This window comes from Aliiroseovarius crassostreae (genome assembly GCF_001307765.1).
Lineage (GTDB): Bacteria > Pseudomonadota > Alphaproteobacteria > Rhodobacterales > Rhodobacteraceae > Aliiroseovarius > Aliiroseovarius crassostreae.
The window spans coordinates 320,146-339,638 of the sequence record NZ_LKBA01000006.1 but is presented as its reverse complement, the minus strand read 5'-3'; the positions used below and the strand labels follow the sequence as shown (position 1 = coordinate 339,638).

Genomic DNA, 19,493 nt, shown 5'->3' with positions numbered 1-19,493 from the left:
CGGGGTGAGGCCGCTAAAGCGTTTCGGGATAAACTTGAGTCACAAGTGATTTCGAAACGCCCGCAACATCAGTAGGATTCGAGCGTTTCGCCTCATTATTGTGTCTCAATAATAAGTCGAAACGCTTTAGGCCGGCCCCTTTTCCCACCCCGTGCAAAGCCTCTCGGAGACCCCCTCAGACACCTGTTTCTCCCATATCGGTCAAACACAGGCGGTAGAAATCTGACCACGGGCACTGTCCGCCCAAACCAATCGGTCAAAACAGTGATGCCCTGCCTTTGGGTGAAGGCAGGGCATCGCACGGGGTCGATGAATATCGTCGTGCACAAGCAGTGTCTGTTGCTCCACAGACAGGTCCTTCTCTAATGATCAAACCTTAACAACCCGTTCACGATGTTTGGGTTTTTCGGATTACAGCCCCTCAAACTCGCACAGGATATGCACATCCATTCCCATATCCTGCAAGATCTTGCGACCGCCGAGTTCCGGCAGGTCCACGATGAAGGCGCAGCCCACGATGTCGGCACCGACACGTTCGAGCAGCTTGATCCCAGCCCCTGCCGTGCCCCCGGTGGCCAGAAGGTCATCCACCAGCAAGACCCGCTCACCGGGCTGGATTGCATCAGTGTGCATCTCGACCACCGCTTCGCCATATTCCAGCGTATAGGCCTGGGAATGGGTCTCACCGGGCAGTTTACCCTTCTTGCGGATCGGCACAAAACCGGTGCCCAGCTGATGCGCAATCGCGCCGCCGATGATGAAGCCGCGCGCCTCAAGCCCGACCACCTTGTCAATCGGCTGCCCCGCATAGGGGTGCAGCATCTGGTCGATCGCCATGCGCATCCCGCGCGGATCGGCAAACAGCGTGGTCACATCGCGAAACAGGATCCCTTCATGCGGGAAATCAACAATGGTGCGGATGTAATCTTTGACGGTCTTCATAGCTTTCCCTCGGTGGTGATGCGCATCAGGGCCTCAAGCGGTCCCCGGCGGAACTTACGCAACCAGAAAAGCGCAAACAATGCGCTTATCGTCACAAATCCAATGGAATAGGCAAATATTCCGGGGGACGACATCTGCCCGTCCAGCAGTCCCATTGCCTCCAACAGGCCCATGCCGATCACGATATGGGCGACGTAAAGTGTCAGGGTCATGCGACCGGGGGCCACAAACAGAAGCTCGACCCGGAACAGCCAGATCAGCGGGGTGATCAGCAGGGTCGCGCCCAGCAGCGCGGTGGCCGAGGCCCCCGCGACCAGCATGTAAAGTGGACCGGGTGGCAGGGGGGCGGTGCCCAGAACCTCCCCCAATTCAGGCAGTTCGATCAGGCGTTGCGACAGACGCTCACCCAGATAGGCCACAAGGGCGCCACCGATCAGCAGGGACAGCTGGACCGGCAGGTGATCAAGCTTCAGCCGGCCAAGCCACAGGCCAAACAGCAAGAAAGCCAGCCACGGGAACACCGGATGCCAGCCATTGTAAAGGGAATGGCGCAGAAAGCCCGCGAGGGTCCAGAAATCCGCATAAGCCAGCCGGTCCCAATCCCATCCGACATTGTAATCCAGCGTGATCTGCGCCAGCACCCCAAGCCCTACCAAAAGGGCGGCCCCGGACAGAAGGCTGCGGTTGGAGGCCCCCAGCAACAGGGCGGCCGCTGCAAAGTAAAGCCCATAGAAATGCAGAATATCCGCCTCGAAAATCAGCATATTTCCCATGCCGATTGCAAACAGGAACAGGGCACGCCGCAAAACCAGATGCCAGCGCGCCGATCCAAGCGAAAGGCTTACCCCCGCAAGGATCACGAACAGCGCGGCGGCGCGCCCTTCGATCAACATGGTGAGCGTGGCGGGCCAGTCCTCGGCCCAGCCAAGCGCGATATCCGCCCCGCCCCAGCCACCCCCCGTGGCCAGCTCGGCCGCGATGCGGAAATTGACCAGCACCATGCCGGCAAAGGCCAGAAACCGTGCGATATCAATACCCTGATTGCGCATCAGAGCACGCGACCCGCCACCGCATCCAGTTTGGCCAGCAGTGCGGGGTCGCGTTTGTCCGGCGCGGTCATGATGGCGAAATCCAATGCGTGATCGCAGCCCTGCGGGCAGGGCGCATGGGTGGGCCCCAGCAGTTTCGGCAGGCGCGCCACAAGCTCACGCGCCTTGGCCGCATTGTCGCCCACCGTGGCAATCACCTGCGCCACATCCACATTCTCATGGTCGGGGTGCCAGCAATCGAAATCGGTGACCATCGCAATCGAGGCGTAGCACAGCTCGGCCTCACGGGCGAGTTTCGCCTCGGGCATATTGGTCATGCCAATGACGTCACAGCGCCATTGCTCACGATACATCCGGCTTTCCGCGAGGGTCGAAAACTGCGGCCCCTCCATCGCCAGATAGGTGCCCCCCCGATGCACGGTGATGCCCGCCGCCCGCGCCGCTTCGAAACAGGCCTGCCCCAGCGGGTCGCAGGTCGGATGGGCCAGCGGAACATGGGCCACGCAGCCGGTGCCGAAAAAGCTTTTCTCCCGCGCGAAGGTCCGGTCAATGAACTGATCCACAATGACAAAATCCCCCGGCGGCATGTCTTCGCGGAACGACCCGCAGGCCGAGATCGCAACCACATCCGTGACCCCCAACCGCTTCAGCGCGTCGATATTGGCGCGATAGGGCACTTCGGTAGGGGAATGCACATGGCCGCGCCCGTGGCGGGGCAGAAAGGCCATCGGAACTCCGTCAAGCTGCCCGGTCAGAATCTCGTCCGAAGGCGGCCCCCATGGGGTGTCCACCGCCTGCCATGTCGCGTCTTTCAGCCCGTCGATCTCATAGACGCCCGAGCCGCCGATCACGCCGATCATCCTGTCCATTCTGCCCTCCTCATATCTGTCTGGCGCGACTCTGGTCCGAGGGGGGGCGCGGTGCAAGAGCGAATCAGTGCAGATGCAGCAACTCCCGCACCAGTTTTCGTGCAAATCCAGGGGGACAGGGGCGCGCGCCGGGGTTTCAATTTGCGCCAATCCCCGTTAGGAACGCCTGAACGCGAACAATCCTTAACGCGTTTCGATTTCAATCTGGCACAGGCCAGAAATCGAAACGCGGCAAGAGATATCATAATGTCGACGTTTCAAGAGAAACCTGTGTGTCAGGTTTGCCTCGAAACGCCCCAATCAGGTGACCCCATGCCCCGAGCTCTTCTGGCCCGTTATGCCGCCCGTATAGAACGCCCCGACCTGCGCCTGTCGCCGAGCGTCGCGCTGACACCGTCGCGGCTGAAAACCGAAATCCTGTCGGGCCTGACCGTGGCGCTGGCGCTGGTGCCCGAGGCGGTGGCCTTTGCCTTCGTGGCGGGCGTGCACCCGCTTGTGGGTCTGTATGCAGCCTTCATGGTGGGGCTGATCACCGCGGTGATCGGCGGGCGTCCGGGCATGATCTCGGGCGCAACCGGCGCGCTGGCCGTGGTGATGGTGGCTCTGGTGGCGGACCATGGGGTGGAATACCTGTTTGCCACCGTGGTGCTGATGGGGATCTTGCAGATCTTTGCCGGTGTCATGCATTGGGGCAAGTTCATCCGGCTGGTGCCGCATCCGGTGATGCTGGGCTTTGTGAACGGGCTGGCCATCGTGATTTTCTTGGCCCAGCTGACGCAGTTCAAACAGCCGGGCAATCCCGACGCGTGGCTTGCCGGCACCCAGCTTTACATGATGCTGGGCCTTGTTGGCCTGACCATGTTGATCATCTGGGGCCTGCCAAAAATCACCAGCATCATCCCCGCGCCGCTGGCCGGGATCGGTATTGTCGCCGGGGTGGTGATTGCTTTTGGGATCAACGTGCCCACCGTTGGGGATATGGCCTCGATCAAAGGCGGGCTGCCCAGCTTTCACTGGATGTTTGGCGAGGGTGAGGGGCTTTACGGCACGATGCTTGCCCCCTTCACGCTGGAAACGCTCTGGATCATCCTGCCTTACGCAGTGATCCTCGCGGCCATCGGCCTGATTGAAAGCCTTCTGACCCTGAACCTTGTGGGCGAGATGACCGGCCAGCGCGGGGGCGCGTCGCAGGAATGTATCGCGCAGGGCACGTCGAATGTGGTGACCGGCTTTTTCGGCGGCATGGGCGGCTGTGCGATGATCGGCCAGTCGATGATCAACGTGAAATCGGGCGGGCGCACGCGCATTGCCGGCATCGCCGCAGCCCTGTTCCTGCTGCTGTTCATCGTCGCCGCCTCCAGCTGGATCGAGATGATCCCGCTCGCAGCCCTTGTTGGCGTGATGTTCATGGTGGTGATCGGCACCTTCGCTTGGAACTCTGTCCGGATCCTTACCAAAGTGCCGCGTCTGGATGCCTTTGTGATCATCCTGGTGACCGGCGTGACCGTCTACGAAGACCTTGCGGTGGCCGTGGTGGTGGGGGTGATCGTTTCGGCGCTGGCCTTCGCCTGGCAGAACGCCTCGCATATCCATGCCCGCACCCGTGTGGACGAAGACGGCCATCGCAAGGTCTATGAAATCGAAGGCCCGCTGTTCTTCGGATCCGTGGAGGGGTTCCTGGAGCTGTTTGACGTGGAAAATGACCCGGAAATCGTGGTGCTGGAATTTGCCGAAAGCCGCGTCGTGGACCAGTCCGCCCTGCAGGCGATCGAAGCGATTGCTGTGAAATATGAAGCTGCTGGAAAGTCGATCCAGCTGCGCCACCTGTCGCGTGACTGCCACAAATTGCTGAACAAGGCGGGGCACCTGATGGTCGATAGCGATGACGACCCGGATTACGAAATTGCCGTGGATTACTCGGTCAAAACGGGGATCCTGGGCGGGCATTAATACCCCGCTCTGATCCAGAAGAAAGGGCGTCCCGGTTTGGTCGGGGCGCCCTTTTTTGTGCAAGATCCACCGGCAGATCACTCATCCGGGCGCTTCAGTTCAAACTGATCCCGCACCAATGTGTAATTGCGGTATCCCATCCGTGCGAGCAGCCCCTTTGCGGTTGGGTCAAAGATCCCATCGACCATACACTCGTCATTCAAATGCACGCCGACCACCTCACCGAAACAGACGTAATTTTCGGCACCGGGCAGGCGGGTGATCTGGGTCAGCTTGCATTCCAGCGCCGCAGGGGCGGCCGCAATCCGGGCGCAGCTGATCACCTCGCAGTCGGTTTTCTCAAGCCCCGCGCGGGCAAATTCATCCACCTCGCGCCCATAGCTACCCGAGCTGACATTCATCGCATGTGTCATATCTTCCTGGACAAGATGCACGCAAAACACGCCGGTATTGTTGATATTGTCCAAGCTGTCCTTGCCCAGATCGCGGTCAGGCTTTCCGGCGGTTGAGGCAAACATCACCTGCGGGGGATCATAGGCGACCCCGTTGAAAAACGAATAGGGGGCAAGGTTGTCACGGCCCTGCGCGTCGCGGGTGGCAATCCAGGCAATCGGGCGGGGGGTGATCACCGCATTGAACGGGTTATGTGGCAGGCCATGCCCGTTTTTTGGTTCGTAAAACATGCGCTTCTCTCTTTTCTCGGAGCTGTGATCTTGTTAGCAGCATCGCAGGGACAGAGGAAAGGGACAGAGGAGAGGGGGCCGCAGTGTATACGCTCAGCGTAGAACGGGATGAGGATTGGTGGGAGGTGGAAGCCCTCTATGACACCTGCTTTGCGCCGGGGCGTGAGGCGTTGTCTTCCTACCGTCTGCGTCATGGGGTGGCTCCGGTGCGCAGCCTGTCGATGGTTGCGCGCGACGGTGACGGCATTCTGGCCGGGGCAATCCGCTACTGGCCGGTGCTGATTGGTGGGTACCGGACCCTGTTGCTGGGCCCGGTTGCAGTGCACCCGACCCGGCAGGGCGAAGGGCTGGGCGGATTGTTGATGCGGGGCAGTCTGGATCAGGCCCGCAAGGAAGGCTGGCCGCGGGTTCTACTGGTTGGGGATGCGCCCTATTATCGTCGGTTTGGCTTTACCCGGCTCGATCATGTGACCATGCCGCCGCCCACCAACCCCGACCGGGTTCTGGGGCTGGAATTGCAGCCCGGGGCCTGGCGTGGCGTTCAGGGAGCGGTTCGGAAGTTTGGACCTGAATGAGGGCTCTTGCCCGCACTGCGCCTTCGGTGCCTGGGCGTAAGATGGCTGAGGGCGCAGATCGCGTGTGCAGGCGCTGACGGGCACCTCATAGCGCGCGCCTCCCTTGTGACGTCCCATGTGACGTCCCGCGTGGCCCGGTTTAAAACCCAGTCCGAGTCCCAGTTTGTTCGCCAGTCCTCTCCCCTGTGGGAGCTGACGTCTTGCCGCCCATAAAAACAGCAGCCCCGCCCCGCAGAGCGTCACAAACATCATGGCAACCATCACGTCCTCCCCTTTCAGGAGAGACCCTGCCACGGGTGCGTGAAGAAGTGGTTAATCCGTGTCGCCAAAGCGTTTCGACCTCACCCTGAGACAGGGAAAAGTCGAAACCCCTTATTCGGATTGAAAGGAATGGCGGTTGCGCGCAATCCAATCAACCACCGCCCCGCGCACCGACTGATCCCCCGACAGGCGGGCATCATCAATACAGGCGCGCAGCTCTTGCAGGTTGATCCGTCGGATCAGGCTTTTCACCGGGCCGATAGATGCGGGCCGCATCGAGAGATGTTTCATGCCGAGGGCCGCAAAACAGGCGGCCTCGATCGGGCGGCCCGCATCTTCGCCACAGAAGCTGAGCGGCGTGCCCACCTCTGCGCAGCGGTCCACGATCTCTTCGATCACGTTCAGAAAGCTGACATTCAGCGTGTCATAGCGCCGCCGCACCCGTTCGTTTTCACGATCTGCCGCGTAAAAGAACTGTTTCAGGTCATTGCCGCCGATCGAGATGAAATCCGCCATTTCAAAGAACAGCCGCGGGGCAAACACCATCGAGGGGGTTTCCAGCATGGCACCGATTTCAAGCTTTTCGGGCAGCACATGGCCCAGCTTGCGTTCGCGCTCGACCTCGGACAGCAGCATTTCACGGGCGTCGCGAAACTCGTCCAGCTGGGCGATGAAGGGGAACATGACGGTGAGCGTGCGCCCTTGCGCCGCCCGGATCAGGGCCTGCAGCTGCATCCGCATCATGCCCGGCTTGTCCAGCCCCACGCGGATTGCGCGCCAGCCCAGGGCCGGGTTCGGTTCGTCCAGCGGGTTCATGTAAGGCAGCACCTTGTCCGAGCCGATATCCAGCGTGCGAAACACCAGCCGCTTGCCATGGGCCGCATCCATCACACGGGCGTAGGTGTCGACCAGTTCCCCCCGGCGCGGCACTTTGGACACGGTCAGAAACTGCAGCTCGGTGCGAAACAGGCCCACGCCCTCGGCGCCGGAATTTTCCAGGCTGGGCAGGTCGGCCATCAGCCCCGCATTCATATGCAGCTTCACCTCGGTGCCGCAAAGCCCCTTTGCGGGCTTGTCGCGCAGGGAGCGGTAGCGTTCCTGTTGCTGAGCTTCCATCAGCATCTTGTCACGAAACGCGCCAATGATGCTTTCTTCGGGGCGCAGATGCACGGTCGCATGTTCGCCATCCACCAGGATGTGATCCCCGTTCAGCGCCTCGGTGGCGATGCGCCCGGCCTGCACCACAAGCGGGATGGCCCAGGATCGTGCCACGATGGCGGCGTGGCTGGCGACGGACCCTTCCTCAAGGACGATCCCCCGCAGCCCACGCCCATATTCCAACAGCTCGCCCGGTCCGATATTGGTGGCGATCAGGATCGGGTTTTCCGGCATTTCCGCGCCGGTTTCGCGCCCCTGACCGGTGAGGATACGCAGAAGGCGGTTTGACAGGTCATCCAGATCATGCAGCCGTTCGCGCAGATAGGGATCGGGCACCTGGCTCATCCGGGCGCGGGCCGCGGATTGTTCTTTCTCAACCGCCGCCTCGGCCGACAGGCCGCGCGAGATGTCTTCTTCCATCCGGCGCATCCAGCCCTTGGAATTGGCAAACATCCGGTATGCTTCGAGCACCTGCATATGCTCTTTGTCCTTGGTGCCGGCCCCGCGCTGGGCCGTCTCCAGCAGTTCGTCGACCTTCAGGCGCAGCTCTTCGACCGCTTCTTGCAGGCGGCACAGTTCGACAGCGGGGTCATCCGCCACCGGGTTTGTGACCACCACGCGCGGTTCATGCAGCCAGACATGGCCCTCTGCAGCACCTTCCTGGCCGATCTGACCCTGGAAGGTTGCGGGGCGCTGGTGCAGGGCGGCCATGGCGGCGCCTTCGCCGATAAACGCCCCCAGCTCGGTCATTTCGGCCAGCACCATGGCGACCACTTCCAGCCCGTAAAGCTCGTCGGAACTGTATTCGCGCGCCTCTTTCGACTGGACCACCAAAACGCCCAGCTTTTCGCCCAGCCGTTGCACGGGCACACCAAGGAAGCTGGAATAGATCTCCTCGCCGGTTTCCGCCATATAGCGAAACCCTTTTTCCGAGGGGGCATCCTTGGAGTTGATCGGGCTTGCGGTTTTTGCCACGCGGCCAACCAGCCCTTCGCCCATGCGCAGCCGGGTCTTGTGCACCGCTTCGGGGTTCAGCCCTTCGGTGGCACAGAGTTCCAGCGTTTCCGCGTCACGAAACAGGTAGATGGAGCAGACCTCCACCCCCAGGCTTTCGGCAATCAGCGTGGTGATCCGGTCCAGCCGTTCCTGCCCCTCGGACGCGGCGGCGAGGGTTTCGCGCAGGCTGACCAGGAGCTTGCGACTGTCGGATTGCGGGCGTTCTGCCATTGTCGTGCCTCTCCCTTGCACGGCTTCGCCCAATTGGGCGGTGTTCCTTGAGAACCTGAGTGCCCGATGGTAGGCGAATTGTCCAGCGTGGCAATATGTGCAGGCAAGGGGGGATGGGGCGCTGAGGATCGGTCTGGGGAAAACTTTCCTTTTGACAACAAGGGCTTGCTTTTTGGTGGTGGGAAGGCGGGGTCGCAACAACCATAACGTGAAATCTCAAATCTTTCTGCATTGCCTGTCAAATGGTCAGTCCTGCGGGGGGAGGGCCCAAGGAACAGGCCATTTGTAACGGGTTCAGCGCCGGGATATTGCCCTTTGAGCCGGGGTGGGCTGGGGAAAATGTTCTTTTTCCTCACCGTGATCTGGTGCTGGGTGGGAAGCTGACCTAGCTTTGTTGTAAATTCCTCCCGAAAATCGGGATTTCCAGACAAAAGGACTTTGCTATGACTGTGCGACAAACCAATGGCCGTGGGCGGCGTTACGCATCCGTGCTGGAAACCGTGGGGGACACGCCGGTGATCCGGCTGAACCGGATCGGTCCGGATCATGTCAATCTGTTCGTCAAGCTTGAGGCGGCCAACCCGGCGGGGTCGGTCAAGGACCGGCTGGCTTTGAATATTATCGAAGCGGCGGAACGCTCCGGTGCGCTCAAGCCGGGGCAAACGGTGATTGAGGCCACTTCGGGCAACACCGGTATTGGTCTGGCCATGGTCTGTGCTGCCAAGGGCTATCCGCTGGTGGTGACTATGGCCGAAAGCTTCTCGGTTGAGCGTCGTCGCCTGATGCGGTTTCTTGGTGCAAAGGTGGTGCTTACCCCCAAGGAGCTCAAAGGGTTTGGCATGTATTCCAAGGCCAAGGAGCTGGCCGAGAAAAACGGGTGGTTCCTTGCCAGCCAGTTTGAAACCGACGCCAATGCCGACATCCATGAAAACACCACCGCGCGAGAGATCCTTGCCGATTTCGAGGGGGAAAAACTGGATTACTGGGTGACCGGCTATGGCACCGGCGGCACGGTCTCTGGTGTGTCGCGGGTGCTGCGCCGTGAACGCCCCGACACCAAGATCATCCTGGCAGAACCCGCCAATGCGGCGCTGATCAGCTCGGGCTATGTGAACACCCGCAACGAGGAAAACCAGCCCACCGAAGGCCACCCGGATTTCAACCCGCACCCTATACAGGGCTGGACCCCGGATTTCATCCCCCATGTGCTGCAAGAGGCGCTGGACAAGGGCGGTTATGATCAGTTGATCAAGGTGCCGGGGCCGGATGGCATTGCGCTCTCGCAGCGACTGGCCGCAGAAGAGGGCATCTTCGTCGGCATCTCGGCAGGCGCCACACTGGCCGCCGCCCTTGAGGTCGCCAAGGATGCCCCGGAGGGCGCAAATATCCTTGTCATGCTGCCCGACACCGGCGAACGCTACCTGTCCACGCCGCTGTTTGAAGGCATCGCGGAAGGGATGTCCGAAGATGAAGTGGCGATTTCGCAATCCACCCCTTACGGGCAGATGGGCTAAGCGCCTCATCTGGAACACGCTCCCCCGGCCTTCGGGGCGCGGGGGAGTGCAGGGCGGGGCGGGATGCAGCGCAAAACCGGCAGTTTCGATGATCCCGGCCTGCCTGCGGAGGATGTGCTGCCCCTCCTCATCGTGATGAAGAAGGTCATCCGCGACAATGAGATCGCGGGGGTGGATCTGACCCAGCCCTTTTTCCATTCCCCCTCGGCGGCGCCCCCAAGGCTGCATTCCGATTTCTACGCGGAAATATCCGCCCTCTGCGCCTCGGATCCCGCGATGGATGCCGGTGCGGCCATGCTGCAGGCGGCACGAAATCTTGGCCTGACACATGGGCCCGTGACCCGATAGCCCCCCTTCTTGGCGTGCGCAAAGTGCCTACGATACGGCGCTAGACTTTGATGGGAAACCTGATCATCATCTTTAAAGCGTTTCGAGATTAACTTGAGACACAAGTTGATTTCGAAACGCCCGCAACATCAGTAGGTTTCGAGCGTTTCGCCTCATTACTGTGTCTCAATAATAAGTCGAAACACTTTAGGATATCGTAAAGGCATTTCATAGGGGCAGGGTGAGTGAGACACGCGTTCGGGGTCAGTCCGTTTTGTTTGGGAATTTTGCTGGCCACGGATGCGATGGCCGGATGTCCGCAGGGACAGGAAGCATTCACCTCCTGCCGGTTTGATGACCGCGGCACCGAGGTTTTTGTGTGTTTCGATGATCAGGTCGCAACCTACAGCTATGGGCCGATTGGCGGCACCCCTGACCTGTTCCTGTCAGAACCCATTGAAACTGTTGATTTTGAACCCTGGTCGGGGCTTGGAACCGCGATCAGCGAATCCGTCACGTTTTACAACCACGACTATGGCTATAATGTCGGCGGCGGTTTTGAACGACCGTTTTCCGAGGAAGAGATGCAGCTGCCACAAAGGCGGTTTGGATGGGTTGAGGTAACAGAAAGCGGCGTGCGGGCCGCCCGGTTCGAATGCACCCCCGAAACGGTCACCTATGGGTTTGGGGGCGGGCTTTATGATGCCAAAGTGGCGGCCGGTCAGAGCTGGGACTGGGACAGCAAGACCTGGATCTCGGAGCATTCTACGTCCGTGGCCACGCCGATCCTGATGGAAACCCGCCAATATGGCGCCGACTTCGATTGCCTGCCCGCCTCGGAATTTGGCATGAATGGCGTCAGGATGGGGGATCCGCTCGCGGCCCTTGGCAAGCTCGGAACCGCCGAGGCCACCGAGGAGACCTCTTTCAGTGATGAACCCATTGATCGGATGACGCTCATTGGCGCGGATATTGATTTCTTCCAGGATGTGGTTGTTACGATCTCCGCCAGCTCACCGAATTGGCAATTGCCCTCGGGTCTCAGGGTCGGCCTGACCCGTGGCGAGGTGATCCGCATCCTCGGACGGGTGCCCGCCAGCTATACCGCCCGGTCAGAGAGTTTCGCGATCCAGACCTGCCCGCAAGGTCAGGGGGCAGAGGAGGAGGTTCCCTTCGGCAAATGGTTTGCGCTGATCGAGTTTGGACAGGACAAGCGTGTGAGCAGACTGACCTTGCTAACCCCCCCGGAATAAAGCGTTTCGACTGTAACCTCGCCATCTCGACCAACACCGCGAACGCTCCCTCTCGCCCCCTCTGCTTGAAGGATCGCGGGAGGAATGTCCGAGGATGACATGGCGATTTTGCAATCCCCGCCTTATGGGTGGATGGGCTAAACGCCCAACCTCGAAGCTTCTCCCCGGCCTTTGGGGAAAGGGGGAGCAAGAAATTGACCCGTTCAACACAGCGCCAATATAAGCATTATGCCCAACATGCTGATTGCCATGGAATGCGCAACGGGCAGATAGTGGGCTTTCCAAAGTTGCAACCCTCGCTCATTCAACTCACATAATCGTTTCGTTTTGCGTAAATTGCTCGGCTCGTGAAATCTCCCCTGGCTTGTCGCAAGGCACATTCAAAACATGCGCGCCCTTATCGCTAAACTATATGGCCCCGCACGTTTCTCCCAAGAAATAACCCAATACTTGGGCTGCGATCCCAGAGATATCGCATCGCAAATAATAGAATTTCAAAGTGAAAAACATAACGATAGCAATCCAGAAAATCGAAAGTACTGATCGCAGCCTTGTGCCAATAATGATCAAGCTCACTCTTTTAGGAAACGCCGACTGCCCCGCAATGGCCTCCTTGCGACAACCGTCCATCAAAAAATAGAGAGCAATTGAGAGTAAGGAATTACTTAATGACAAATAATGCCAAGGCATGATTTTTGATAAATCGGTAACATAATATAGGACAACCAGCGTACTTATAGGATTTTCATCAGATAAAATGGCGTTTAGGTCAAGCATGTTCGCCGCTTGAAAAGCGGACAAAGCGAAGAGCAAAACGGTCGTGCACGCAAACCAGAATTTGAAGAGCTCGATAGATTTTGCTGATTGAGATTTAATCCAGATCATCTGTTTCTGAAGGCTGGTTTGGAAATCACTCGGCCACGAAAGATATACAAGTGGAAGATATATCAACGCTGAAGCCTTGGCCATGAAGCGTAAAACTACAATGCTGATCAGTGAGAACGTCCAGCATAAACTAAGTAGAAACGTCAATGGGTTGCGAGGATGCGGGAAAAAGAACACCGAGTGTTTCCAATGAGGGATTGCGTCTATACCTTCGCTCCCTGGAAACATTTCTGGGAGCGACGTTAAATCGTAGACGAATAGTGCTGTGTAATAGTTTTCGGGTAGCTGCTTAATGCCTTGCCGAGAATAAAAGAGAGAGCGAGAGAACTGGACGTACCAAGCGTTGAATAAATGTCCAATGACCAAACCACCGAAGGGAACAGCCACAACCCACAGCCAAATTGGAGCTTCAAAATGGTACAACCAGATACATACCATTACTCCATACAGTTGAAACCGATGAGGCCTATTAACTGCACGCTCAAAGTATTCCTGAGTACTTTTTTGGCTTTCAGGGGATCTCAGGAAAAATATTGGTGTGAGGCATGCCGCTAATAGCAGTGAACCTGACCAGTTGAAAAAAACATCTATGCACCACCAAATAATAACGGTGCTTACAATCGTCTCCAAGCAAGCCAATACCGAAAAAACATTGTGATTTGGATTACCTTGGCGACTGAACCAGACCCACCGTCGCTTCATCTTTGAGATCTCGCTACTACTTAGCCATTGAAACGATTGATTGATGTCACATTCACTCTTTTTTGTCACCACAGTTTAGGGTTGTTTGAGCGTCGGAGAAAGCTTGTCGCCAATCTAGGATTGGCTCCCGTTAAACAGAGTGTTCAGCGATTAGAATCGCGTCCGCTCCGGTCTGAGAACTGCCATCGAAGGGCGCACCCCGTCCGCTTCGCTGTGGTTTGAGCGGGGCGCCCCCAAAAAACAAAACCCCCGGCATCACACCGGGGGCTCTCAATTCACCAGCTGAGGTCGGAGGCGCGCTTACGCTTTCTCCAGCTCAAACGCGTCATGCAGCGCCTGAACCGCCAGCTCCATGTATTTGCGGTCAATCAGCACCGAGATCTTAATTTCCGAAGTGGTGATTACCTTGATGTTGATGCCCTCACGCGACAGCACGTCAAACATCTTGGCCGCCACACCGGTCTGGCTGCGCATGCCAATGCCGACAATCGACACCTTGGCCACATCCGTATCCGCCACGATGTCGTGGAAGTTGATGTGGCCCTGCTCCTTGGCATCCTGCATCGCTTTTTCAGCGCGCGCCACCTGATCGACGGGGCAGGAGAAGGTCATGTCGGTGCGACCTTCTTCCGAAATGTTCTGCACGATCATGTCCACATTGATCCCGGCCTCGGCCAGCGGCGTGAAGATCGCGGTGGCAATCCCGGGGCGGTCCGCCACCGAAATCAGGGTCATTTTGGCTTCGTCGCGCTGATAGGCGACACCGGATACGGCGTTTTGTTCCATGATTTCCTCCTCGTCGCAGACCAGGGTGCCTGCTTCCGGGTCATATTCTTCAAAGCTTGAAAGGACGCGCAGCTTGACCTTATAGCGCATCGCCAGTTCAACCGACCGGGTCTGCAGAACCTTGGCGCCCAAGGACGCCAGCTCCAGCATCTCTTCAAAGGCGATCTTGTCCAGCTTGCGCGCCTTGTCGGAAATGCGCGGGTCGGTGGTGTAAACCCCGTCCACATCGGTGTAGATGTCACACCGCTCGGCCTCAAACGCGGCGGCAAAAGCCACGGCGGTGGTGTCCGATCCGCCACGCCCAAGCGTGGTGATCCGACCCTCGGGGCTGATCCCCTGGAAACCGGCCACAACGGCCACTTTCATGCCCTCGGCAAATTTCTCGTTGATATTGTCGCTGGGGATCTCTTCGATCCGGGCGGAACTATGCGCGCTGGTGGTTTTCACCGGCACCTGCCAGCCCTGCCAGCTGCGCGCCGGGATGCCCATCTCCTGCAGGCGCAGCGCCATCAGACCCGCGGTCACATTCTCGCCTGAACTCACCACCGCGTCATATTCACGGGCATCATAAAGATGCGAGGTGTCACTGACCCAGCCCACAAGCTCATTGGTTTTGCCGGACATGGCCGAGACAATGACAATCACGTCATAGCCATTGGCCACTTCGCGCGCCACCCGCTTCGAGGCGCGCGCAATCCGGTCCAGGTTGGCGACCGAGGTGCCGCCGAATTTCATCACCAGAGTTGGCATGGTTCCCCCATCCCTGAATTTTCGTCCGGCCCGTCTTACGCAGGGTCGGCGCAAAGGGCAAGACAGGATCGAACCCGCACGCCCCTCTGGACGCAATAAAACCGTGGAAATGGCCCATGTTTGCGATGTAATGCGACCCGCCTGCTCACAGTAGCCCCATCCCGTTCCTCCCAACTCGTGCCTTTACACGCCTCTTTCCGCCGCCCCCTTCCTCTTGCCACAAATATCCCGGGGTGAGGGCGCAGCCCGAGGGGCAGCGCCCCTTTCCCCCAATCCCAACGTCACGCTCAGAGCAGCGTTAAAACGGGTGCGGATGCCCGTCCCAGGTTTCAAAGCACCCGGTGCTCTCCATCGACAACGCATCAAATCGCTGGGTTAGTCCTGTACAGGCCTCTTCTACCGTAATATCGGCCTCCTCTCCCCCCATATCGGTCTTGACCCAACCGGGGTGATAGATCCCCACCGCAACCCCTTGCGCAGCCAGATCCGTGGCCAGATTGCGCCCCAGGTTCAGGACAGCCGCCTTCGAGGCCCGGTAGATGTAACTCCCTCCCGGAGCCCGCTCATGGCTGGCCATGCAGGATGAAATGATTGCGATTTTCCCTTTTGCTGACAAAAGGTTGGGCAAAAGGGTCTGCACAGACTGAAAAACGCCAGTGACATTGGCGGCAAATGTGTCCGCCCATTGTTCAGCCGGGTATCCATCCTCCAGACGTTCAAATTTATCGAGATAGACACCGGCGTTGCAGATCAAGAGGTCAACGGGATCCTCCCGGATCGCCTCCTGCAGCGTGGCAAAACTGTCGGGCACGGTCACATCCAGCGCCACCATGCCCTCCTTGCCGCCCCGTGCGGTGCCGATCACCGTCTCGCCCCGCGCCAGATAGCTGTCATACAACGCCCGTCCGATGCCACGATTGGCCCCTGTGATCACCACTTTCATGTCACCCTCTCGATCCTGTCGATATGCCGCCAGGGTATCAGAGTGCGCGCACCGGGTCACGGGCCTTTGTGGGGCAGGGATCAGTTGGTCTTGCGGGTGGGGGTGAAGGGCAGGGGCATGACCGGCACGCCTTCCTCCAGCAATTCCTTGGCATCTTCCAGCCGGGCTTCCCCATAAATCGGCCGGTCGGGGCGTTCGCCCAGATGCATGGCGCGGGCCTCGGACACGAACTTGTCCCCCACATAATCGCTTTCCGCCTCAACCTTGGCCTTCAGCTTGGCAATCTGGCGGGCGATCTCCGGGTCCGGCGCGGCAGCCACGGGGGCAGGCGTGTCCGGGGCAGGGGGCGCAGCGGGGGCGGGCAGAGGCTCAGACGCGGTCGCCACCGCATTACGTGATGGGCGCACCTTTGGCGCCATCAGGGATTTCTCGACCTTGGTGGAACCACAGTCGGGGCACGTCACCATGCCCGCCGCCTTCAGGCTGTCAAAGGCCTGAGCGTTCTGAAACCAGCTTTCAAACCCGTGGTTCTGGTCACATTTCAAGGCGTATCTGATCATCTCGGCCCCATTTTCCCGGCGTCCTTTAATATGGAAGGGCAGGCGGGGCATGGCAAGGGGGATAAAGCGTTTCGGGACAAGCCAGACATGCGGGGTAACCCCAGGCTAATTATTGCGCCCCAGTTCCTCAGGATAGCAGGAAAACAGGGCGATCCTGTTGCCTTGAGGCGCGCGCAGAACGCCGCAGATACCCCAAAGCGTTTCGAGATTAACTTGAGACACAACAATAAGTCGAAACACTTTAGGCAGAGCCGCGCGCCATCAGCCGCGCAACGCCTTGGGATCAAACGCTTTTATGATCTGGCGCAGCTCCGGTTCGCTGATCATCTGAGCCGCCTTTTTCTGGCTCACCCATTTGCGCCGCCTCTGCCCGGCTTCGGGAAAGTTTTTCAACAGTTTCTTGACCTTAAGCGGGAAAATCGCAACGACACAGGGAAGCTTCTCTCCCGCGTGCCCCTTGTCATAGGCATAAAATCCCAACACCTGATGGCTCAGCTTGCCCTCAGCACCCGCCTCTTCATACGCTTCGGTCGCAGCGGCGCCTGCGGGGGTTTCCCCATCCATCGGCCAGCCCTTGGGGACAATCCATCGACCACTGCCGCGTGAGGTGATCAGCAAGATCTCGACCTTGCCATCCTTGATCCGGTAAGGCAGCGCGCCAAACTGGGTGCGCACGGATCGCTTGTCGGAAAGCGAAAGCCGGATTGGTTTCTGTTTTCCCTTGGCGATGGTCAATTTACTGCCGCCTTTGCTGTCGCCCATGGTTCATTTCCCCCATATTTTTCGGGGATTGTCTTATCTTTTCTTTAAAGCGTTTCGAGATTAACTTGAGACACAAGTTGATTTCGAAATGCCCGCAACATCAGTAGGTTTCGAGCGTTTCGCCTCAGTATTGTGTCTCAATAATAAGTCGAAACACTTTTAAGATAGCGCGACTTTTCCCAAACGCCAAATAAAACGGGCGGCGCGTGGCAGGATATTGCGGTTTGGTGATGTCGGGGCACAACATGCGGACGGGGTGCCCCAGCTCGCTTCTGGGGCGTTTGGCGGCCCCCCTCGGTCACGGCGTCCCTTGGGGGCAGCAGATCCTGACGCATGAGCAGGGTCACGCACAGGGCAAAACCGAAACGCTTTAACGGATAGGGCAGGCGGTTCCAAATTGCAAAAGCCGCGCTTGGCGGCACGGCTTTTGTCGGTTTTTCGTGTGGGGGCGTGGCCTGCGATCAGTCGCGGGTGCCCGCAAACCGCTCCTGCCAGCCTTCGCGCTCTTCGTCCGAGATCTTGGCAAAAAGGTTGTCCGGCACGGTAAACTCATGTCCGGCCTCAAGACGCGACAGCGCCTCCCCCACATCACCCGGCCACGCCATCTCGATCTTCATCGCCTCAGCCAGTTTTTCCGCCGCATCGGGGATGAACGGGGCTGACAGCACTGCGTAAAGCGGGATCAGGTTCAGGGCCAGATGGATCTGTGCGGCCGCCTGATCGGGGTCTGTCTTGAAGGTGGCCCAAGGCGCGGCGGATTGCAGATATTCATTGCCCGCCACCCAGATGCCGCGAAGCGCTGAGGCTGCCTTGCGCACATCCATCGCTTCCATATGGCCCTCATAGGCGCGGATTTTGGCGCCCAGATCCGCGATCAGAGCGGCCTCTGCCTCACCATATGCCCCGCCCGCGGGCACGGCTTCGGAGAATTTGGAACGGCAGAACTTGGTCACGCGGGAGACGAAATTCCCCAGCACGTCGGCCAGATCCTTGTTCACCGAAGCCTGGAAGTTTTCCCAGGTGAACTCGCTGTCCGAATTTTCCGGTGCGTGCGACAGCAGCCACCAGCGCCAGTAATCCGCCGGCAGGATCTCCAGCGCCTGATCCATAAAGACGCCGCGCCCCTTTGAGGTCGAGAACTGCCCACCATCATAGTTCAGGTAGTTGAAGCTTTTGATGTAATCCACCAGCTTCCACGGCTCCTCCGAGCCCATGATCGTGGCGGGGAAGCTGAGCGTGTGGAAGGGCACGTTGTCCTTGCCCATGAACTGCACGTAACGCACGTCGTCCGCGCCCTTGTCGGTGCGCCACCAGCGCTCCCAGAACTCCGGTCCTTCGCCGCGTTCATCAGCCAGTTCGGCCGTGGCGGCGATATATTCGATCGGCGCGTCGAACCAGACGTAAAAGACCTTGCCTTCCATGCCGGGCCAGTCCTGATCGCCCTTCCTGACCGGCACCCCCCAGTCCAGATCGCGGGTGATACCCCGGTCCTGCAGACCATCGCCATCATGCAGCCATTTCTTGGCAATCGAGGTGGTCAGCACCGGCCAGTCGGTCTTGGTGTCGATCCAGGCGTCCAGCCTGTCTTTCAGGGCGGACTGGCGCAGGTAAAGATGCTTGGTCTCGCGCACTTCCAGATCGGTGGACCCGGAAATGGCTGAGCGCGGGTTGATCAGATCGGTGGGATCAAGCTGCTTGGTGCAGTTTTCACATTGATCCCCGCGCGCACCGTCATAACCGCAGTTCGGGCATTCGCCCTCGATGTAACGATCCGGCAGGAACCGCCCGTCGGCGTTGGAGTAAACCTGCTTCTCACTCACCTCTTCGATATAGCCGTTTTCCGCCAGCTTGCCCGCGAAATGCTGGGTCAGCTTGCGGTTTTGCGCACTGGAGGAACGGCCGAAATTGTCGAAAGACAGGCGGAACTGATTGGCAATACCCGCCTGCACCTCGTGCATCTCGGCGCAAAATTCCGCCACCGGCTTGCCGGCCTTGGCCGCGGCCAGTTCAGCGGGCGTGCCGTGCTCGTCGGTGGCACAGATGAACATGACCTCGCGCCCCCGCCCGCGGTTGTACCGGGCGTAAAGATCGGCAGGCAGCTGGCTGCCCACAAGATTGCCAAGATGCTTGATCCCGTTGATATATGGGATCGCAGAGGTGATGAGAACGCGGTTCATGTGCAGATTTCCGTTTATTGGCCGTAATGAGGGCGAATTCAGGTTCGCGCCTGTCTACGCGGAATTTGGTGAAAGGGCCAGAGGGCAGTGACCTTGAGGAGCCTAGCGCGCAGAATGGGG

16 protein-coding genes are annotated in these 19,493 nt (G+C 59.1%); 5 read left to right on the top strand and 11 right to left on the bottom strand.

From position 1 onward, the window contains the following. Positions 1-411: 411 nt before the first annotated feature. From AKJ29_RS07945 to AKJ29_RS07935, 3 genes are read right to left on the bottom strand one after another with little or no spacing between them, the layout of a single operon-like run. Positions 412-942, bottom strand: coding sequence for an adenine phosphoribosyltransferase (locus AKJ29_RS07945; RefSeq protein ID WP_055189662.1), 531 nt, complete (start codon positions 940-942; stop codon positions 412-414). After that, complete coding sequence (locus tag AKJ29_RS07940) at positions 939-1,991, bottom strand: DUF418 domain-containing protein (RefSeq protein WP_055189661.1); 1,053 nt, start codon at positions 1,989-1,991, stop codon at positions 939-941. Before AKJ29_RS07940 ends, AKJ29_RS07945 begins: the two co-directional genes overlap by 4 nt. Then, on the bottom strand, positions 1,991-2,860 hold the full coding sequence (locus AKJ29_RS07935) for an S-methyl-5'-thioadenosine phosphorylase (RefSeq protein ID WP_055189660.1): 870 nt from the start codon (positions 2,858-2,860) through the stop codon (positions 1,991-1,993). The genes AKJ29_RS07940 and AKJ29_RS07935 overlap by 1 nt, the downstream gene beginning before the upstream one ends. 312 nt (positions 2,861-3,172) lie before the next feature. On the opposite strand from AKJ29_RS07935, the gene AKJ29_RS07930 reads away from it, so the two are divergent. Further along, the gene (locus AKJ29_RS07930) at positions 3,173-4,810 is read left to right on the top strand and encodes a SulP family inorganic anion transporter (protein ID WP_055189659.1); all 1,638 of its coding nucleotides are present in this window, start codon (positions 3,173-3,175) and stop codon (positions 4,808-4,810) included. A 77-nt stretch (positions 4,811-4,887) separates the two neighbouring features. Here the strand turns inward: AKJ29_RS07930 and AKJ29_RS07925 are convergent, their stop codons facing one another. Then, a complete protein-coding gene (locus tag AKJ29_RS07925; RefSeq protein ID WP_055189658.1) occupies positions 4,888-5,493 on the bottom strand; it encodes a flavin reductase family protein in 606 nt (201 codons plus the stop codon). A gap of 83 nt (positions 5,494-5,576) precedes the next feature. Here AKJ29_RS07925 and AKJ29_RS07920 point away from each other — a divergent pair, with 83 nt between their 5' ends. Further along, positions 5,577-6,068, top strand: a complete 492-nt coding sequence (locus AKJ29_RS07920; protein ID WP_055189657.1) for a GNAT family N-acetyltransferase — start codon at positions 5,577-5,579, stop codon at positions 6,066-6,068. A gap of 372 nt (positions 6,069-6,440) precedes the next feature. Here the strand turns inward: AKJ29_RS07920 and ptsP are convergent, their stop codons facing one another. Next, positions 6,441-8,714 (bottom strand): phosphoenolpyruvate--protein phosphotransferase, encoded by a 2,274-nt coding sequence (gene ptsP / locus AKJ29_RS07915; protein ID WP_055189655.1) that lies wholly within the window; start codon positions 8,712-8,714, stop codon positions 6,441-6,443. A gap of 443 nt (positions 8,715-9,157) precedes the next feature. Here ptsP and cysK point away from each other — a divergent pair, with 443 nt between their 5' ends. From cysK to AKJ29_RS07900, 3 genes are all read left to right on the top strand, one after another. Beyond that, a complete protein-coding gene (gene cysK / locus AKJ29_RS07910; protein ID WP_055189654.1) occupies positions 9,158-10,228 on the top strand; it encodes a cysteine synthase A in 1,071 nt (356 codons plus the stop codon). A 63-nt stretch (positions 10,229-10,291) separates the two neighbouring features. Then, complete coding sequence (locus AKJ29_RS07905) at positions 10,292-10,576, top strand: hypothetical protein (RefSeq protein WP_055189653.1); 285 nt, start codon at positions 10,292-10,294, stop codon at positions 10,574-10,576. 224 nt (positions 10,577-10,800) lie between these two features. Next, positions 10,801-11,808 carry a hypothetical protein gene (locus tag AKJ29_RS07900; RefSeq protein WP_139231323.1) on the top strand — a complete coding sequence of 336 codons (1,008 nt, stop codon included), beginning with the start codon at positions 10,801-10,803 and terminating at the stop codon, positions 11,806-11,808. A gap of 408 nt (positions 11,809-12,216) precedes the next feature. On the opposite strand, the gene AKJ29_RS07895 is transcribed toward AKJ29_RS07900, so the two are convergent. From AKJ29_RS07895 to metG, 6 genes are all read right to left on the bottom strand, one after another. Continuing rightward, positions 12,217-13,395 carry a hypothetical protein gene (locus AKJ29_RS07895; RefSeq protein ID WP_139231322.1) on the bottom strand — a complete coding sequence of 393 codons (1,179 nt, stop codon included), beginning with the start codon at positions 13,393-13,395 and terminating at the stop codon, positions 12,217-12,219. A gap of 300 nt (positions 13,396-13,695) precedes the next feature. After that, a complete protein-coding gene (locus AKJ29_RS07890; RefSeq protein WP_055189650.1) occupies positions 13,696-14,931 on the bottom strand; it encodes an aspartate kinase in 1,236 nt (411 codons plus the stop codon). A gap of 298 nt (positions 14,932-15,229) precedes the next feature. Then, the gene (locus AKJ29_RS07885; protein WP_055189648.1) at positions 15,230-15,874 is read right to left on the bottom strand and encodes an SDR family NAD(P)-dependent oxidoreductase; all 645 of its coding nucleotides are present in this window, start codon (positions 15,872-15,874) and stop codon (positions 15,230-15,232) included. 80 nt (positions 15,875-15,954) lie between these two features. After that, positions 15,955-16,434, bottom strand: a complete 480-nt coding sequence (locus AKJ29_RS07880) for a DUF1178 family protein (RefSeq protein ID WP_055189647.1) — start codon at positions 16,432-16,434, stop codon at positions 15,955-15,957. A 261-nt stretch (positions 16,435-16,695) separates the two neighbouring features. Continuing rightward, positions 16,696-17,196 carry an NUDIX hydrolase gene (locus tag AKJ29_RS07875; protein ID WP_055189646.1) on the bottom strand — a complete coding sequence of 167 codons (501 nt, stop codon included), beginning with the start codon at positions 17,194-17,196 and terminating at the stop codon, positions 16,696-16,698. Positions 17,197-17,657: 461 nt separating this feature from the next. Next, a complete protein-coding gene (gene metG / locus AKJ29_RS07870) occupies positions 17,658-19,373 on the bottom strand; it encodes a methionine--tRNA ligase (protein ID WP_055189645.1) in 1,716 nt (571 codons plus the stop codon). Between the last annotated feature and the right edge of the window lie 120 nt (positions 19,374-19,493).

What these genes read in the sequence shown, in the direction of transcription:
- cysK (WP_055189654.1), top strand. Translation starts at nt 9,158, where the DNA reads ATGACTGTGCGACAAACCAATGGCCGTGGGCGGCGTTACGCATCCGTG.
- AKJ29_RS07940 (WP_055189661.1), bottom strand. Translation starts at nt 1,991, where the DNA reads ATGCGCAATCAGGGTATTGATATCGCACGGTTTCTGGCCTTTGCCGGC.
- AKJ29_RS07890 (WP_055189650.1), bottom strand. Translation starts at nt 14,931, where the DNA reads ATGCCAACTCTGGTGATGAAATTCGGCGGCACCTCGGTCGCCAACCTG.
- metG (WP_055189645.1), bottom strand. Translation starts at nt 19,373, where the DNA reads ATGAACCGCGTTCTCATCACCTCTGCGATCCCATATATCAACGGGATC.
- AKJ29_RS07885 (WP_055189648.1), bottom strand. Translation starts at nt 15,874, where the DNA reads ATGAAAGTGGTGATCACAGGGGCCAATCGTGGCATCGGACGGGCGTTG.
- AKJ29_RS07875 (WP_055189646.1), bottom strand. Translation starts at nt 17,196, where the DNA reads ATGGGCGACAGCAAAGGCGGCAGTAAATTGACCATCGCCAAGGGAAAA.
- AKJ29_RS07880 (WP_055189647.1), bottom strand. Translation starts at nt 16,434, where the DNA reads ATGATCAGATACGCCTTGAAATGTGACCAGAACCACGGGTTTGAAAGC.
- AKJ29_RS07925 (WP_055189658.1), bottom strand. Translation starts at nt 5,493, where the DNA reads ATGTTTTACGAACCAAAAAACGGGCATGGCCTGCCACATAACCCGTTC.
- AKJ29_RS07905 (WP_055189653.1), top strand. Translation starts at nt 10,292, where the DNA reads ATGCAGCGCAAAACCGGCAGTTTCGATGATCCCGGCCTGCCTGCGGAG.
- AKJ29_RS07945 (WP_055189662.1), bottom strand. Translation starts at nt 942, where the DNA reads ATGAAGACCGTCAAAGATTACATCCGCACCATTGTTGATTTCCCGCAT.
- AKJ29_RS07935 (WP_055189660.1), bottom strand. Translation starts at nt 2,860, where the DNA reads ATGGACAGGATGATCGGCGTGATCGGCGGCTCGGGCGTCTATGAGATC.
- AKJ29_RS07895 (WP_139231322.1), bottom strand. Translation starts at nt 13,395, where the DNA reads ATGAAGCGACGGTGGGTCTGGTTCAGTCGCCAAGGTAATCCAAATCAC.
- ptsP (WP_055189655.1), bottom strand. Translation starts at nt 8,714, where the DNA reads ATGGCAGAACGCCCGCAATCCGACAGTCGCAAGCTCCTGGTCAGCCTG.
- AKJ29_RS07930 (WP_055189659.1), top strand. Translation starts at nt 3,173, where the DNA reads ATGCCCCGAGCTCTTCTGGCCCGTTATGCCGCCCGTATAGAACGCCCC.